General features: G+C 60.0%; 13 protein-coding genes and 2 pseudogenes. 10 read left to right on the top strand and 5 right to left on the bottom strand.

The annotated features are described in order from the left end of the window. Positions 1-10: 10 nt before the first annotated feature. Entirely contained in the window at positions 11-298 is a 288-nt protein-coding gene (locus IPP03_02105; protein MBL0351532.1) for a ferritin, read from the bottom strand. 199 nt (positions 299-497) lie between these two features. Here IPP03_02105 and IPP03_02100 point away from each other — a divergent pair, with 199 nt between their 5' ends. Further along, positions 498-827, top strand: coding sequence for a hypothetical protein (locus tag IPP03_02100; GenBank protein ID MBL0351531.1), 330 nt, complete (start codon positions 498-500; stop codon positions 825-827). A 278-nt stretch (positions 828-1,105) separates the two neighbouring features. Here the strand turns inward: IPP03_02100 and IPP03_02095 are convergent, their stop codons facing one another. The 4 genes and pseudogenes from IPP03_02095 to IPP03_02080 form a co-directional block, all read right to left on the bottom strand. Continuing rightward, positions 1,106-2,509, bottom strand: coding sequence for a vanadium-dependent haloperoxidase (locus IPP03_02095; GenBank protein MBL0351530.1), 1,404 nt, complete (start codon positions 2,507-2,509; stop codon positions 1,106-1,108). Positions 2,510-2,656: 147 nt separating this feature from the next. Beyond that, positions 2,657-3,022 (bottom strand): hypothetical protein, encoded by a 366-nt coding sequence (locus IPP03_02090; GenBank protein MBL0351529.1) that lies wholly within the window; start codon positions 3,020-3,022, stop codon positions 2,657-2,659. A gap of 55 nt (positions 3,023-3,077) precedes the next feature. After that, positions 3,078-4,372: pseudogene (locus IPP03_02085) on the bottom strand (IS4 family transposase). Positions 4,373-4,641: 269 nt separating this feature from the next. Continuing rightward, positions 4,642-5,532: a LysR family transcriptional regulator gene (locus tag IPP03_02080; protein MBL0351528.1), complete on the bottom strand. Its 891-nt coding sequence runs from the start codon at positions 5,530-5,532 to the stop codon at positions 4,642-4,644. A gap of 102 nt (positions 5,533-5,634) precedes the next feature. On the opposite strand from IPP03_02080, the gene IPP03_02075 reads away from it, so the two are divergent. The 9 genes and pseudogenes from IPP03_02075 to IPP03_02035 all read left to right on the top strand — a co-directional run bounded on the left by IPP03_02075 (position 5,635) and on the right by IPP03_02035 (position 15,301). Beyond that, a complete protein-coding gene (locus IPP03_02075) occupies positions 5,635-6,705 on the top strand; it encodes an alkene reductase (GenBank protein MBL0351527.1) in 1,071 nt (356 codons plus the stop codon). An 11-nt stretch (positions 6,706-6,716) separates the two neighbouring features. Beyond that, the gene (locus IPP03_02070; GenBank protein ID MBL0351526.1) at positions 6,717-7,577 is read left to right on the top strand and encodes a pirin family protein; all 861 of its coding nucleotides are present in this window, start codon (positions 6,717-6,719) and stop codon (positions 7,575-7,577) included. Positions 7,578-7,625: 48 nt separating this feature from the next. After that, on the top strand, positions 7,626-8,198 hold the full coding sequence (locus IPP03_02065; protein MBL0351525.1) for an isochorismatase family protein: 573 nt from the start codon (positions 7,626-7,628) through the stop codon (positions 8,196-8,198). Positions 8,199-8,387: 189 nt separating this feature from the next. Next, positions 8,388-8,945, top strand: coding sequence for a recombinase family protein (locus IPP03_02060; GenBank protein MBL0351524.1), 558 nt, complete (start codon positions 8,388-8,390; stop codon positions 8,943-8,945). Positions 8,946-8,947: 2 nt separating this feature from the next. Next, a pseudogene (locus IPP03_02055) lies at positions 8,948-11,917 on the top strand (Tn3 family transposase). A gap of 385 nt (positions 11,918-12,302) precedes the next feature. Then, positions 12,303-12,572, top strand: coding sequence for a hypothetical protein (locus IPP03_02050; protein ID MBL0351523.1), 270 nt, complete (start codon positions 12,303-12,305; stop codon positions 12,570-12,572). A 696-nt stretch (positions 12,573-13,268) separates the two neighbouring features. Continuing rightward, positions 13,269-14,000 (top strand): site-specific integrase, encoded by a 732-nt coding sequence (locus IPP03_02045; GenBank protein ID MBL0351522.1) that lies wholly within the window; start codon positions 13,269-13,271, stop codon positions 13,998-14,000. 21 nt (positions 14,001-14,021) lie between these two features. Continuing rightward, positions 14,022-14,216, top strand: coding sequence for a tyrosine-type recombinase/integrase (locus tag IPP03_02040; GenBank protein MBL0351521.1), 195 nt, complete (start codon positions 14,022-14,024; stop codon positions 14,214-14,216). Then, complete coding sequence (locus tag IPP03_02035; protein ID MBL0351520.1) at positions 14,213-15,301, top strand: transposase; 1,089 nt, start codon at positions 14,213-14,215, stop codon at positions 15,299-15,301. Before IPP03_02040 ends, IPP03_02035 begins: the two co-directional genes overlap by 4 nt. The last annotated feature ends 116 nt before the right edge of the window (positions 15,302-15,417 follow it).

Genomic DNA, 15,417 nt, shown 5'->3' with positions numbered 1-15,417 from the left:
GCCGCGCTGACTACTTGTGGGCAATTGGCTTGTCGGTGAACACATAATCCTTGAGCTCTTTCGAGAAACTCGGGTCGCGACGGCGAATCCACTCCAGCACCATGGCTGCGTGTTCCTTTTCCTCGTCGCGATTGTGTTCGAGAATTGCCTTGAGTTCGCTGTCCTTGCAGGCATCGGCGCGCTGGTTGTACCAGTCGATAGCCTCCAGTTCCTCCATCAGCGAAACGATGGCACGGTGCATGTCGCGCGTTGCATCGGACAGTTCTTCTACGGGTTCGTGGTAACCGACACTGGACATTTCTTTCTCCTGTTGATTGCTGAATGTTCAAAGTTTAGCCTGAAGGTGCCGCTGGCGGAAACGGAAATACACGTAAGGCGCCACGGCCACCCAAAGCGGGACGAAGATCCACATCCTGCCTTCCCGAAGATTGTAGTTGGCAAGCAACGCCGACCAGGAATGACCGCCAACGAAGTGAATGAAAAGAAACTAGAAGGCGATGGTCATCGCCATCCAGAGCAGGTCAATGAAAATGGCATACCAGCTGCAGACAGACGGGAAACCGATGAACGAACGCCCGGATGAGCATGCCGAACAGCAGAATGCCGATGACGGTCGCGATCTGGTGGGCCGCCGGTTTACTCATGTATCCACCATAGACGAGAGCGCGCACAGCGCCATTGGCGATGGATACCAGCAACATAACGATCCACGCGGCAAGGTATTTCCAGAGACTTTAACTATCCGCGACAGTGATGAGGCGGCGCTTGAAGACTTGAATGGATTTTCCAGGTGCCGTCTGTGGCAGATGCCCCCAACGAAGCTGTAGAAAAATATGTACCCTGACCGCATCGTGCCGTTAGCCATACGGAATGACAAGGCTCAATCCTGGAGTTAAAACCAGGAAAGTGCCATGGCCCGACCCGGGACCCGGTTGCCGACGACCAGCTGAAAAGCATGAAAATGAAAAATGACGCAGAACGTTGCTACAACTTTTTTTTGGCGGATCTCAGCTTGAAAATGGGTTTTTCTACAGCTTTAACGTTGGAATTTACCGGACCTGCTCGGCTGTTTACGCAGGTCCGGTGGAACGACTTTCTAGGCCCTTTACGCGCCCGACCACAAGTCCTGCGCCTTTGCGTAGGCGGCATTGCCTACTTTCTCCCCAATATCGAGGCCAACAACATTACCTTCATAGAAATGGATTCCGCCATATAGGCGAGACTCTCCAGCCTCACGCGCGGCCGAGGTGAAGGTAGGCCAGTGCAGCACCACGTCGGTCACGGGTTCGGTGGGGTCGGCCTTGAGCGGTACATCCTGTGCGTAGAAGAAGCCGAATCCGTCGCTACCGGTGAAGTTCTTGAGCACGGTGGCAGCGGCCATGGAGAAGCCGCTGTGGCCCGAGGTGAATTCGCAGAAAGGCGGGGTGGGGAAGCTGGGTACCTGGAACGGTTTCCAGGTTTCGCCAAGGATTTCCTGCGTTCCCTTGCCGGCACCAGCCCACCCGAGCACGCGCCTGCCACGGAACAGGTGGCGGATTGCGGTGACCGGGCGCACGTAGTCGAACGCCTTCTTGGCGTCCCAGGTCGCAATGCTCGCATCGAAGATGGCGTTGGCCAGCGCGAGGTAGAGCTTGACGGACTGGTTGAGGTCCAGGCCGTCGCGCGCCACGACGAAAGCGGCAAATTCGGTCCAATGGCCTGGCGGCAGTTCGGAGTTGGGGCCGTCGGCCCAGTACTCGGCAATCACTTTCTGCTCGGGCGTGAGCCTCTCCTGAATGTCCATCACGTGCTTGGCCTGGTCCAGGTAGCCCTGGCTCAGAGGCGACTGCGGACCCGTGGTCGGGCGGAACTGGCTGCCGCTGGTGAGGGCGAAGGGTTTGACCTGGCCCCAGTGCGGACAGATGAACTTGGGTGTCTTGGCTTCATGTGCGCTGTTTAGGTAAGTCAGCGCCTGCCAGCGACCGGGGTAGTCGATCGCGTCGACCGGCGCGGGTAGCAGCACCGCCATGGGCTTGTTCATCGGCGCGTAGCCGGTGGTGTCAGCGTACAGGTTGGCCTGGTTGGAGTTGTCGCTGTGGCGGAAGGCCAGCACGTCGTCGGCCGCCTGGTTACCGACGTCGACCGGTGCTGGCGTGGAGCCGCCGATGGTGATGCCGTCCTTGGCAAGCTGTGCGGTCAGCATGGTTTCGTAGTTGGGGCGGAAGCCACCTTCATAGATGGCGGGTGGGAACTGGTCGATGAGGGCACGGTAAGCCGCCTGGCTGATGGCTTTGCGGCGGTTGGCTTCGGTGTGCTGGGCCACAGGTTTGCGTGGCATGGTGCGGCGCACCGGCTTGGCCACGGCATCGTAGGCGCTCCAGGCGTCGTACACAGCGGTATAGACGATGCCGATTGAGCGTGCCACCTGGGGTGGGCCTCCGCGTTCACGGTCGGGACTGGCTAGCGGCAGCTTGCCGACGTTGCGAATGGCTTCGAGCAGGATGTTGTTCCATTCCAGGATCAAGTTCATTGAGATTCTCCTCTTCATCATGTTGAGCAGCAAATGACCTGCTGCTTGAAACGGATGCTGGAGGCATCCGGCAGTAAGGGCCTAACGGAAATGTAGAAAACCCCGCTCAGCAAAATTGAGTGGCATTTTTCGCGAAAACTGGTTTTTCTATAGCTTCAACGTGCTAGCTCTGGGGCATGCCGCTTGCGACGCCTCCTCGGGAGCGCCAGGTTCGGCGTTATGGGTATGCTGAACACCAGCAATATGGCGATTCCATTTTTCCCCAGATGCACCTAGAAGCTCCTGCAACCTGAAGAAGTATTTCTCAATCACCTCATGGGGACTGTTCTCGTCAAGCTTGAACTCCATTTCGCGTTTAAGGTCCATTAGCGCGTAAAAGGTTGTTCGCTCATGAATCCAAAGCTCCGCTGGCTTTCGAAGTCCTTCAATTGAGGTAATGACGCCGACAGCAGCTGAGACAAGCACAATGGCGACGCTAATGGCCGAGCTAAATTCAGGAAGCTTGATAGCCAAACCCATTCCATTACACACAAATTATTCAAAATTACACTTTGAAGTTGAACTCGCGTCATAACGCATGAGCCTCTCTCGCGAATCTGATCCCGGCGGCGAAATCGACGACGCGTTGAAGGCCAAGCCAAAGGGTCTTCACCCCTGGCTCGCCATCGCCCTTGCGGGCCAGAAATCCGCCAAGCATCGCCACCAAGCGCACCACTTCATTGAGCCTGGGCGGCGTCTTGGGCACCTTCTTCCGATTCAGGATGTAAGCCGCTTGCCATTCGTCCTGCTCGAACAGCAAGGCCGCATCCAGGTCTGGGCAGGTACGGCCCAGGCGCATGAGTCGGGCAATCCGCCAAGCCACCACCATGAACAGCGCCAGCGCCCGTTCCAGCCGCGCCACGGTGCTCAACTGCAACGCCTCTACGCGGCAGCCGTTCTTGAGGACATGGAAGAACAGTTCGATCTCCCAGCGCGCCCGGTACCAGTCGATCAGTTCGGTCGCCGCTTCGAAAGAGTTAATCGGCCGATTGGTCAGCAGCCGCCATTCCACCGGCTTCACGCCCTCGGGGCACTTTCTTCTCGCGCCACCAGACAACTCACCTCGATCCGGCTCCCCTTGCCGTCGGAGACCGTCACCCGCTTTGCCCAGACTCGTTGCCGAACGTCCCGCGCCTTCTGTCCTTGCCGCGAAGGCATCGTGAAGCGGATGCCGCCGAGCGCTTCGCTGGCCAGGACCTCAGTCCACAGCTTGCCGCCCTCGGGAAGCGCCCGATTGTGCTGGGAACGAATCAGCCAGTCGGCGGGATGCCCCAGCTCGCGGGCTTGCACCATCAGGGCCACGATGTCCGCCTCCCGATCCGCCACATACACCAGCCGGGTGTCCGGCATGCTGCTCGCCAACTCCGCGATGCGGGTGTAGCCCTCCGTCCAGCGGGTGCTTTCCAGCAGGCCACCTCGTTGGCCGCTCGCGTCCTTGGGTTCGCGTGCCCACATCCAGGCGTCCAGAACACCCAAGGGTTCACGCTGCGGACTGACCGCGTAGGTGGAATGCACGTACATCCCGCGTTGGGCTTCATACGAGAGCGGCCCCAGACCGGCAATGCGCTGACCATTGAAGTCGAGTTCCGTGGTGTCTTGGATGCACAGCACCACCGGATGCACCCGCATGCGCGTTTCGGCGCTTCCCCAGTGCGAGGCCAGGATGGCTTCCCATTCGATGTCGTCCTGCGCAAAAAAACGATACGCCGCCTGGGTTTCCGCCCAGCCGCCGCAGGCTTGCGGGATACTGGCCATCGGATTGGCTGCCATGCGCTCCGCCAGCAGCACCGTGCGCTTGTCCAGACGCCGGTCGCCCAGGTCGATCGCCTTGAATTCTTCCGCTGCCCAACCCATCACATCCACCCAGCATTTCTTGTAAAGTCAGCATGTTACGCAGAGGTGTTGAAGTTGTGTGTAATGGGATGAGCCAAACCTGCGAGTACCGCCGAAATCGATGTAAGCATGAATACAGCATAGCGCAATCGGCGATACAGAGTCTTGTGTTGCGTTGAGTCTTTTTCAAAGTCGCTGATCTTTTGCTCAAGTTGATCCAGCAGATAGGGGTCGTCTCAGAATTCGGAAAATAAAGCACGCTAAGCGCTCTTCATTCCTCCCAGATGCTCTCGCAAGAAATCAATGAAGCGCTGCGTCTTCGCAGGTAGCAGGCGCGTCTCGGTAATGGCGTAGACGGGTATCGGCGTCGCCTGCCAGTCCGCCAGCACGCGCCGCAGTCGCCCGCTGGCCACGTCGTCCGTAACGATATCTTTGGCCAGCACCGCAATTCCCATATGAAGCGTGGCAAGACGTTGAATCATGCCAACACTGTTGAGCAGAAAGCGGCCGCCGACCGTGACCTCTACCTTCTCGTTGCCTTGCAGTAAGGCCCACGTGTCGGACTGCGCGGTTCTCAGTCGGATGCACTCATGGCGAGCGAGATCGGCCGGTTCCAGCGGCTCGCCGGCAACGGCCAGGTAGTCGGGCGAAGCGTAGAGATAGCGCGGCAGGCGGGCAAGTTGCCGGGCGATCAGGTTTGAACTCGGCGGCTCGCCCATGCGTATCGCCACATCGACCGGTTCGCTGACCAGATCGACCGGCCGAGGGCTTAGATCGAACTCAAAGCTGATGCCCGGATAGTCGCGGGCAAATTCTGCGATTAGCGGTGCCAGGAAGATGTTGGCGAAACCTTCCGGCATCGAAACGCGCAAGACCCCGCTTGGCTGGGCCAGCATTTCGCCGAGTTGTTCGTGGGCCAGACTGGCTTCATCGACGATGCGCTTGCAGCGTTCGAAATAGAGCTGTCCGGCTTCGGTCAGCTCGATCTTGCGCGTCGTGCGATGCAGCAGCCGTAGTCCGATTGCCTTCTCCAGCGCGCTAACGCGTCGGGACAAGGTGGAGTTCGGCACGCCGATCGCGTCGGCCGCACCGCGAAAACTCATCGCTTTGGCGACCTCAACGAAGAGCGCCATGTCGTTCAAAAGTTTCATGATTATTGCGCCAAAAATGGATCAATGAATTGTATTTTGCCGTATTTATCCTGAACGCGCATCGGTTCATGATGATCTCCAGTCACCAACAAGGAGTTCCGCATGACGCAACTATTCACCTCTGTCCAAATCGGCGGCCAGATATTGCCCAATCGTCTGGTCATGGCACCAATGACCCGTTCGCGCGCCGATGACGCCGGAGTGCCCAGCGATTTGTCCGTCACTTACTATGCCCAGCGCGCCAGCGCCGGCCTGATCATCACCGAGGGCGTCTATCCCAGCGCCATGGGCAAGGGGTATGTCCGGACGCCGGGTATAGAGACCGAGGCCCAGATCGCCGCCTGGAAGCAAGTCACCGAGGCCGTCCATGCGCGGGGCGGCCGCATCTTTATGCAGTTGATGCACTGCGGGCGAATCTCGCATCCATCATTGCTCCCGGCCGGCGCGCAGCCTGTGGCACCGTCTGCCGTCAAGCCAGCCGGGCAGGCCTGGACCGGTGCCGGGATGGAAGAATTCATGATGCCGCGTGCGCTGGAAATCGCCGAAATCACCGGCATCGTTGCGGATTACCGCCAGGCGACACGCCGGGCGTTGGCAGGCGGCTTCGATGGCGTCGAGTTGCATGCCGCGTCGGGTTACCTGCCGGAACAATTTCTCTCCTCGGGCAGCAACCAGCGCGCGGACCAATACGGTGGTTCGGTGGCTAACCGCGCGCGCTTCGTTCTGGAAGTCCTGGCGGCGATGGTTGCCGAAGCCGGTGGTGATCGCGTCGGCATCAAGATTTCGCCGGAAATGGGTTTCAACGACATCGTCGATGCGACGCCGCAAGAGACTTATACCTATCTGGTCGAGCAACTGCGCGAACTCAAGCTCGCCTACCTGCACGTTGCCCTGTTCGGCACCAGCACCGATTATCACGCGTTACTGCGCCCGCGTTTCAACGGCGCCTACCTGATAGGCGGCGGTCTTGACCAGGCCCGTGCCGAGGCATTGATTGCCGAAGGCCGGGCCGACGCGGCGGTGTTCGGTACGACCTTCCTCGCCAATCCGGACTTGCCCGAGCGCTTCCGCCAAGGCGCGTCGCTCAACGCACCGGACAAGAATACGTTCTACTCCCCCGGCGCCCAGGGCTATACCGACTATCCGACCTTGAACGTCAGCGCGGTGCTGTGATGGATATCACCATGACACCGACCATCGCCCGCCTGCAGCAGATGAATATCGGCAGCCACTTCCGCGCCTACTCGCTGCGTGGCGGCCAGACGGCCGAGCCGATCGATCCCTTCCTCGGGGTCGATCATGCCTGGATCAGCGCAACTACCTTTCCGCCGCATCCGCATGCCGGCTTCTCGGCAGTCTCGTACCTGTTCCTCGATGCGGAAACCGGTGTCGACAACCGCGATTCGCTTGGCCACCATAACCTGATCCAACCGGGCGGCCTGCACTGGACCGCCGCTGGCCGCGGCGTGATGCATGAAGAATTTCCTGCCGAGACAGGCAAGACCGTCCATATGCTGCAAATCTTCGTCAATCTTGCCGGCGAACGGCAAGGTGACGCGCCACGCGCGCTGAGTCTAGCGCCGGAGGACGTGCCGGTTGTGCAGTTGCCGGGCGTCATAATTCGCGTACCGCTCGGCAGCTTTGGCGAAACACGCTCGCCGCTGAAGCCGCCGACCGAGGTCACCTTGCTTGATATTGCGCTCGATGCAGGCGCCGAACTGTCGGTACCCATTCCGGCCGGGCAGAGCGTTTTCGTCATGCCGATCTACGGCAAGTTGGCGGTCAACGGCCAGCACTACGAACTCGACAAGTTCACGCTACCGGCCTTTCCGGCGCAAGCGACAGCGCAGGCAATCACGCTCGCCGCCACGCAAGGAAGTGTCAAGGCCGTGCTGTTCGCTGGTTCGCCTCTGCGCCAACCAGTGCATTGGCAAGGGCCGATGGCACTCGCTTCGACCGAGGCGCTCGCCGCCGCCATCGCGGCTTACCAACACGGTGATTTCGGCACGTTGGATTCCCCAATTGCGTCGACAGATCATGCCTAAGCCCGGAATATGCCTGTGTATTCCATTTAACCCCAAGGAGAAATAACCATGACTTTCCAGAGATTCACCGGCGACAACGCTGCCCTGCTACTGATCGACCACCAGGTCGGCACGATGGGCTGGGTCACCTCCGCCACCTTCGACGAAATGAAGCGCAATGCGCTGATCCTGGCCAAAGCAGCCCGGATCCTGAAGTTGCCGACCGTGCTGACATCCAGCATGGAAGAGGCAGCTCAAGGTCCGCTGCTGGGCGAATTTGAAACCATCCTGCCAGCCGAGTTTGCCGCCCGTATCAAGCGTCTGGGCATTGTCAATGCAATGGACGACGAGCAGTTCGCCGCTGCCGTCAAGGCTACCGGGCGCCAGCGGCTGATCCTGGCCGGTGTGACCAATGATGTCTGCACGGTCTACCCGGCGTTGAGTCTGGTCAGCCAGGGCTACGAAGTGCAGGTCGTTGCCGATGCCGGCGGTTCGCCAACCAAAATGGCTGATGAGATCGCGCTGCGCCGCATGGAGCGGGCCGGCGTGACGCTGACCACCACCAATCAGCTGATCGCTGAACTGGCCGGCAGTTGGTCCACGCCGGAAGGAAACCAGTTGGTTCAGGTGCTGATGGGCTGACGGCTGAGACTATCCGGGGAACCCTCATCTGTGCTGGAGGTTCTTCCGGTGTCAGATTGGGCTATACCCTATCCTGATGTCAGGAACTCCGCACATACAGCGTCAGAATAGGCTCTGGTTTGCAATTTATTGACGCATGCCACCAAACGTCATAGATTCTTTCCTGACACATTCAGCATCGGAGGCGTCTTGAAAGGTCAACGTATCGGCTATGTCCGGGTCAGCAGCTTCGACCAGAACCCGGATCGGCAACTTGAACAAGTCCAAGTGGACAAGGTGTTTGTCGACAAGGCATCGGGCAAAGACACCCAGCGCCCAGAACTCGACACCTTGCTGTCATTTGTGCGCGACGGCGACACGGTGGTGGTGCATAGCATGGATCGGCTGGCCCGCAACTTGGACGACTTGCGCCGCTTGGTGCAAAAGCTGACGAAGCGCGGCGTGCGCATCGAGTTCGTCAAGGAAAGCCTGACCTTCACCGGCGAAGACTCGCCGATGGCGAATCTCATGCTGTCGGTGATGGGCGCGTTTGCCGAGTTCGAGCGTGCCTTGATTCGGGAGCGACAGCGTGAAGGTATTGCGCTAGCCAAGCAGCGCGGCGCGTACCGGGGCCGGAAAAAGTCCCTGAGCGAACCGCAAATTGTTGAACTGAAACGCCGCATTGCAGAGGGTGAGCAAAAGGCAGCGGTCGCCCGCGACTATGGCATCAGCCGCGAAACCCTGTATCAATATCTGAGAACTGGATAGCTATGCCACGTCGTTCCATCTTGTCCGCCGCCGAGCGGGAAAACCTGCTGGCGTTGCCGGACACCAAGGACGACCTGATCCGGTATTACACCTTCAGCGAAACCGACCTGTCCCTCATCCGGCAACGGCGCGGGCCAGCAAACCGATTAGGCTTTGCCGTGCAGCTTTGTTACCTGCGGTTTCCCGGCATCATCCTTGGCGTCGATCAACCGCCGTTTCCGCCCTTGCTGAAACTGGTCGCCGATCAGCTCAAGGTTGGCGTCGAAAGCTGGAACGAGTACGGGCAGCGAGAACAGACCCGGCGCGAGCACTTGGCCGAGCTGCAAACGGTGTTCGGCTTCCAGTCCTTCACCATGAGCCACTATCGGCAGGCAGTACACACGTTGACCGAGCTGGCGATGCAGACCGACAAAGGCATCGTGCTGGCCAGTGCCTTGATTGAACACCTACGGCGGCAGTCGGTCATTCTGCCAGCGATCAACGCCATTGAGCGCGCCAGTGCCGAGGCGATCACCCGCGCCAACCGGCGCATTTACGAAACACTGTCCGAGCCGCTGTCGGACGCACACCGCCGTCGCCTCGACGACCTGCTGAAACGCCGCGACAACGGCAAGACAACCTGGCTGGCTTGGCTGCGCCAGTCCCCAGTCAAGCCAAATTCGCGCCACATGCTCGAACACATCGAACGTCTCAAAGCCTGGCAAGCCCTCGATCTGCCCGCAGGAATTGAGCGGCTGGTTCACCAGAATCGCCTGCTCAAGATCGCCCGCGAGGGCGGGCAGATGACGCCTGCCGACCTGGCTAAGTTCGAGTCGCAACGGCGCTATGCCACCTTGGTTGCGCTCGCCATCGAGGGCATGGCCACCGTCATTGACGAAATCATCGACCTGCACGACCGTATTCTGGGCAAGCTGTTCAACGCAGCCAAGAACAAACATCAGCAGCAGTTCCAGGCATCCGGCAAGGCGATCAATGCCAAGGTACGCATGTATGGGCGCATCGGTCAGGCACTGATCGAAGCTAAACAAAGCGGCGCTGATCCGTTCGCCGCCATCGAAACCGTCATGTCCTGGGATGCCTTTGCCGAAAGCGTCACCGAGGCGCAGAAGCTCGCACAGCCTGAAGACTTCGACTTCCTGCACCGCATTGGTGAGAGCTACGCCACGCTACGCCGCTACGCGCCGGAATTCCTGGCCGTGCTCAAGCTGCGGGCTGCGCCTGCCGCCAAGGATGTGCTCGAAGGCATCGAGGTGCTGCGCGGCATGAATGCCGACAACGCCCGCAAGGTGCCCAACGAGGCCCCGACCGGCTTCATCAAGAAACGCTGGGAGAAACTGGTGATGAGCGACGCCGGTATCGACCGGCGCTACTACGAGTTGTGCGCGTTGTCGGAACTGAAGAACGCGCTACGTTCTGGCGACATCTGGGTACAGGGATCGCGCCAGTTCAAGGACTTCGAGGACTACCTGGTGCCGCCCGAGAAATTCGCCAGCCTCAAGCAGGCCAGTGAATTGCCACTGGCCGTGGCCACCGACTGCGACAAGTACCTGCACGAGCGGCTGACGCTGCTGGAAGCGTAGCTTGCTGCCGTCAACCGCATGGCGCTGGCCAACGACTTGCCGGACGCCATCATCACCGAGTCCGGCTTGAAGATCACGCCGCTGGATGCGGCGGTGCCCGACACCGCGCAGGCGCTGATCGACCAGACGGCGATGTCTCTGCCGCACATCAAGATCACCGAATTGTTGTTGGAGGTGGATGAGTGGACGGGTTTCACCCGGCACTTCGCACACCTGAAATCGGGCGACCTGGCCAAGGACAAGCACCTGCTGCTGTGCGCCGTCCTGGCCGATGCGATCAACCTGGGTCTGACCAAAATGGCCGAGTCTTGCCCTGGCACGACCTACGCCAAGCTGTCTTGGCTGCAAGCCTGGCATATCCGTGACGAAACCTATTCGACAGCACTGGCCGAGTTGGTGAACGCGCAGTTCCGGCATCCCTTTGCCGCACATTGGGGTGACGCCACTACGTCATCGTCAGATGGCCAGAATTTCAGAACCGGTAGCAAAGCAGAGAGCACAGGTCACATCAACCCGAAATATGGCAGCAGCCCAGGGCGAACTTTCTACACCCACATTTCTGACCAGTACGCGCCGTTTCACATCAAGGTGGTCAACGTGGGCGTGCGCGATTCAACCTATGTGCTCGACGGCCTGCTGTATCACGAGTCCGACTTGCGCATCGAGGAACACTACACCGACACGGCGGGCTTTACCGATCACGTCTTCGGCTTGATGCACCTGCTGGGCTTCCGTTTTGCACCGCGAATCCGCGATCTGGGCGACACAAAGGTGTTTATTCCAAAAGGCGAAGCCAGTTACGACGCGCTCAAGCCGATGATCAGCAGCGACCGACTGAACATCAAGGCCATTCGCGCACATTGGGATGAAATCCTGCGGTTGGCCACCTCGATCAAGCAGGGCACGGTGACTGCCTCGCTGATGCTGAGAAAGCTCGGCAGCTATCCGCGCCAGAACGGCTTGGCCGTCGCCCTGCGCGAGTTGGGGCGCATCGAGCGCACGCTGTTTATTCTGGACTGGTTGCAAAGCGTTGAGTTGCGCCGCCGCGTGAATGCTGGGCTGAACAAGGGTGAAGCACGTAACGCCTTGGCCCGCGCCGTGTTCTTCAATCGCCTCGGCGAAATCCGCGACCGTAGTTTCGAGCAGCAACGCTACCGGGCCAGTGGCCTCAATCTGGTGACGGCTGCTATCGTGCTGTGGAACACGGTCTATCTTGAGCGGGCGGCAAACGCACTGCGCGGGAACGGCCATGCCGTCGATGACACGTTGTTGCAGTACCTGTCGCCGTTGGGCTGGGAACATATCAACCTGACCGGCGATTACCTTTGGCGCAGCAGCGCCAAGATCGGCGCGGGTAAATTCAGGCCGCTACGATCACTGCAAGCGGCTTAACGTGCTTTATTTTCCGTTTTCTGAGACGACCCCAGATATTTTCGTTTGTCCATGGCGTTACTCCAAATTAGACGCCCAATCGGGATAGGAAGAAGTCTCGCGACCCCTCCCTCCCATACCACCGGGCATACGGATCACTTATCCGGCGGTTCGATGAATCGAATTCCTGACGTGGCGCAAGGCTGGGCAGTTTTAAGGTTTCGAAGAAGCGTAATGGTAGCGCGGAAGCTAATGCCAGCGTCTTCGACAGCCGCCATGGCCCATGCGCTGACTTGGTGGTGCTCCACGCTTCGCGCACGGATACCCCACGCTTGCGCACTTTATAGCGTTCCCCGTTTTCAAGACAGCGGTTTAAGTTGGACGCTGTCATAAGGGGCAAGGCGTAATGAGAGAAACGAAGGCGAGGAAGTATCGCAGCCCGGAGTTCAAGGCCAAGGTTGGTCTGGAAGCGGTACGTGGGGTGAAGAAGACGATCAACGAGATCGGCCAGGAGTACGGGGTACATCCAGTCCAGGTCGGGCAGTGGAAGAAGGCAATCCAGGAACAGGCCAGGACCCTGTTTGAGGGTAAGCGCGGCCCCAAGCCGGTTGCCACGCACCGCGAGCCAGAGCTGCTCTACAGCGAGATCGGCAAGTTGAAGATGGAACTCGACTAGCTCAAAAAAAGTCCGGGATCAGCCTTGCGTGACCCGACAAGACTGGATCGATCGCAATGATGCCGTGGCACTCGTCCAGCAATGCGTTCTGGCTGGCGTCTCACGCGCCACAATCGATGCTCAACGTAAGCCCAAGCTTGGTCTGATGAGAGCGACCTTCTGCTCAGCGGTCTGATTGACGAGGAGCATGCCCCGCAGGAAATCTCCTTGGGGGACAACGGCGAGCGTCCGCATCAGTCTCTGGGTGACAAAACGCCCGATGTCGTGCATCAAACCGCGATCGGTGGCGGTGCCATGATCGTCGATAAGTTTCCGCGCGCGGTGGAGGGCACCCCTGTTCCGCTACGCTCCACAGGGGATTCCTCCACCGCAGAAACAAGATCAGAAGCAACACCAAAGTCAAAAACGGGGCAGCGCCGTCCAGCTGCATGTGAAGTCGAATGTACAGCTTAAACCAAGGCCATTATTGTCTTGACTCAGGGATCCACTTTACCTTTCATTCGGTTCGAGGCCTGACGTGACGCATAACCGGCTGCCCACGAAGCACAGCGTTGTGGGCAGTCCGAGTTGATGCGATTGTTGAACGAAGCCGCTACGCGGAGAAGACCTCAATCTGCTGCCTCCGAATTATCCTGGATGTTGGTTCCTTCGTTTTGAAGGGACCGATTCTGCAACATTTCGTGAGGACAAACCAGCATGACGAACGATTTCCCCGAGCCTTTTGCCCGGCAGTACGACAGCCACTTGAAACACCTGAAGCTGAAGGGCCTGCAACCCAAGACCATCGACGCTTACGCCCGCGCCATCCGGCGCCTCGGCGGGTATTTCGATTACCGCATCGACGCCTTGTCGGAAGCCCAACTCACCGAGTACTTCAGCGACCTGATCGGCACCCACTCGTGGAGCGCGGTGAAGCTCGATCTCTACGGCCTCAAATTCTTCACCACCCATATCCTGAAACAGCCTTGGGCGATGCCGAACCTGATCAAGCCGCCCAGGACCCAGCGCCTGCCGGACATTGTCACGGTCGACGAAGCGCAGCGCCTGTTTCTGGCGACGCGGGTGCTCAGCTACCGGGTGTTCTACTTCACCCTCTACAGCCTTGGGCTACGGCTGGGTGAAGGGCTGGCGCTCAAGGTCGGTGACATCGATGCCGCCCGCCTGCGCGTCCAGGTGCGCGACGCCAAGGGCAACCGGGATCGCCTCGTGCCCCTGCCGCAGGCCACGCTCTCGGTGCTGCGCCGTTTCTGGCAAACGCATCGCCATCCCGAACTCCTGTTTCCCAACCGCCACGCCGGCCTGAAAGGCGCGCATCTGGCGACTTCACCGCTCGATCGCGGTGGCGTGCAAATCACCCTGCGCAAAGTCGTGGCCGACTGCGGCTTAATCGCTGGGATACCGTCTGCGGCGAGGACGCCGCAGACATAAAAAAAGATCACCCCGCACAGCCTGCGCCACAGCTATGCCACGCACCTGATCGAGCACGGTGTCGATCTGCTGGAAGTCCAGAAGATCCTCGGTCACCACTCCATCCTGACCACCGCCCGCTACACGCACCTCACCAGCCATACCAACGAATCGGCCCGGACCCGCATCGATGCCCTGATGCAGGGCTTTGTCCTCGACTGGCGAAACATCCGATGATCCCGCTCGCCGAGATCATCCGCCAGCATGAGGGCGACTACCGCGCCTGCTACGGCCAGCAGCTCACCCCGGAGCGGGGGCAGGCGCTCCAAGCGATGCAGCACTGTCGCAGCACGATGGCCTCGCACCTGCTCGCCGCCTGCCCGGACTGCGCCGAACGGCGGCTCATTCCACATTCCTGCGGGCATCGGCTTTGCCCGCACTGCCAGCACCACGAGAGCGAACGCTGGCTGGAACGTCAGCGCCGCCTGCAAGTGCCGGCCGAGTACTTTCTGCTCACCTTCACCTTGCCGGCCGAACTGCGGCCCTTGGCTTTCCGGCAAGCACGCGCCGTCTATGCTGCGTTGTTCGCCGCCGCCTGGGCGACGGTGCAGGCCTTCTGCCGTAACGACCGGAAACTCAAGGGCGAAGCCGGGGCGGTGGCGGTGCTGCACACCCACTCGCGCCGGCTCGACCTGCACCCGCATGTCCATCTCGCCATGCCGGCGGCCACCCTTGATCCAAAAACGCGGCGCTGGCGGACCAAGACCGGCTACCTGTTCAACCACCAGGCGCTGGCCAAGGTGTTTCGCGGCAAACTGCTCGCCGCGTTGAAACAGGAAGGGCTGAGCTTGCCCAGCCAACTGCCAAAGAAATGGGTGGCCGATTGCAAAAGTGTCGGCAACGGCGAGAAGGCGCTCATCTATCTCGGCCGCTACCTCTATCGCGGGGTGCTCCGGGAGTCCGACATCCTGTCCTGTGAGAATGGCCAGGTCAGCTTTCGCTACCGCGACAGCCATAGCGGCGAAATGAAGGTGCGTACGCTGCCCGGTGCCGACTTCCTGCGCCTGATCCTGCAACACGTGCTGCCCAAGGGTTTCCGGCGGGCGCGGAACTACGGCTTTCTGCACCCTAACCGCAAAAGCCTGATTGCCTTGCTGCACCTCGTGCTCAGGATCGCGCCACGCACACCGCCCATCGAGAAACCCCGGCCGGCATTTCTTTGCCCTTGCTGTGGCGCACCGATGCAGATCATCCGGCGGCGGATTCCGGCCAGCGCTGTCAGACGACGAAGTTCGATGCTGACAGCGGAGACGGCCGTGTAAACCACGGCCTCCAGAAAGACGGTGCGCCCGCCGGCGCCACGGCGGCGCTCGGCCGGAAATCACCAAAAAATGGGGTGTTGACCGCAGGATTTGCCGGATCGGCCCGCTTCGAGCGC

Source organism: Candidatus Dechloromonas phosphoritropha (genome assembly GCA_016722705.1).
GTDB classification, from domain to species: Bacteria; Pseudomonadota; Gammaproteobacteria; order Burkholderiales; family Rhodocyclaceae; genus Azonexus; species Azonexus phosphoritrophus.
Note: the sequence above shows the minus strand (reverse complement) of the source record. Positions and strands in the feature narration are given on the sequence as shown.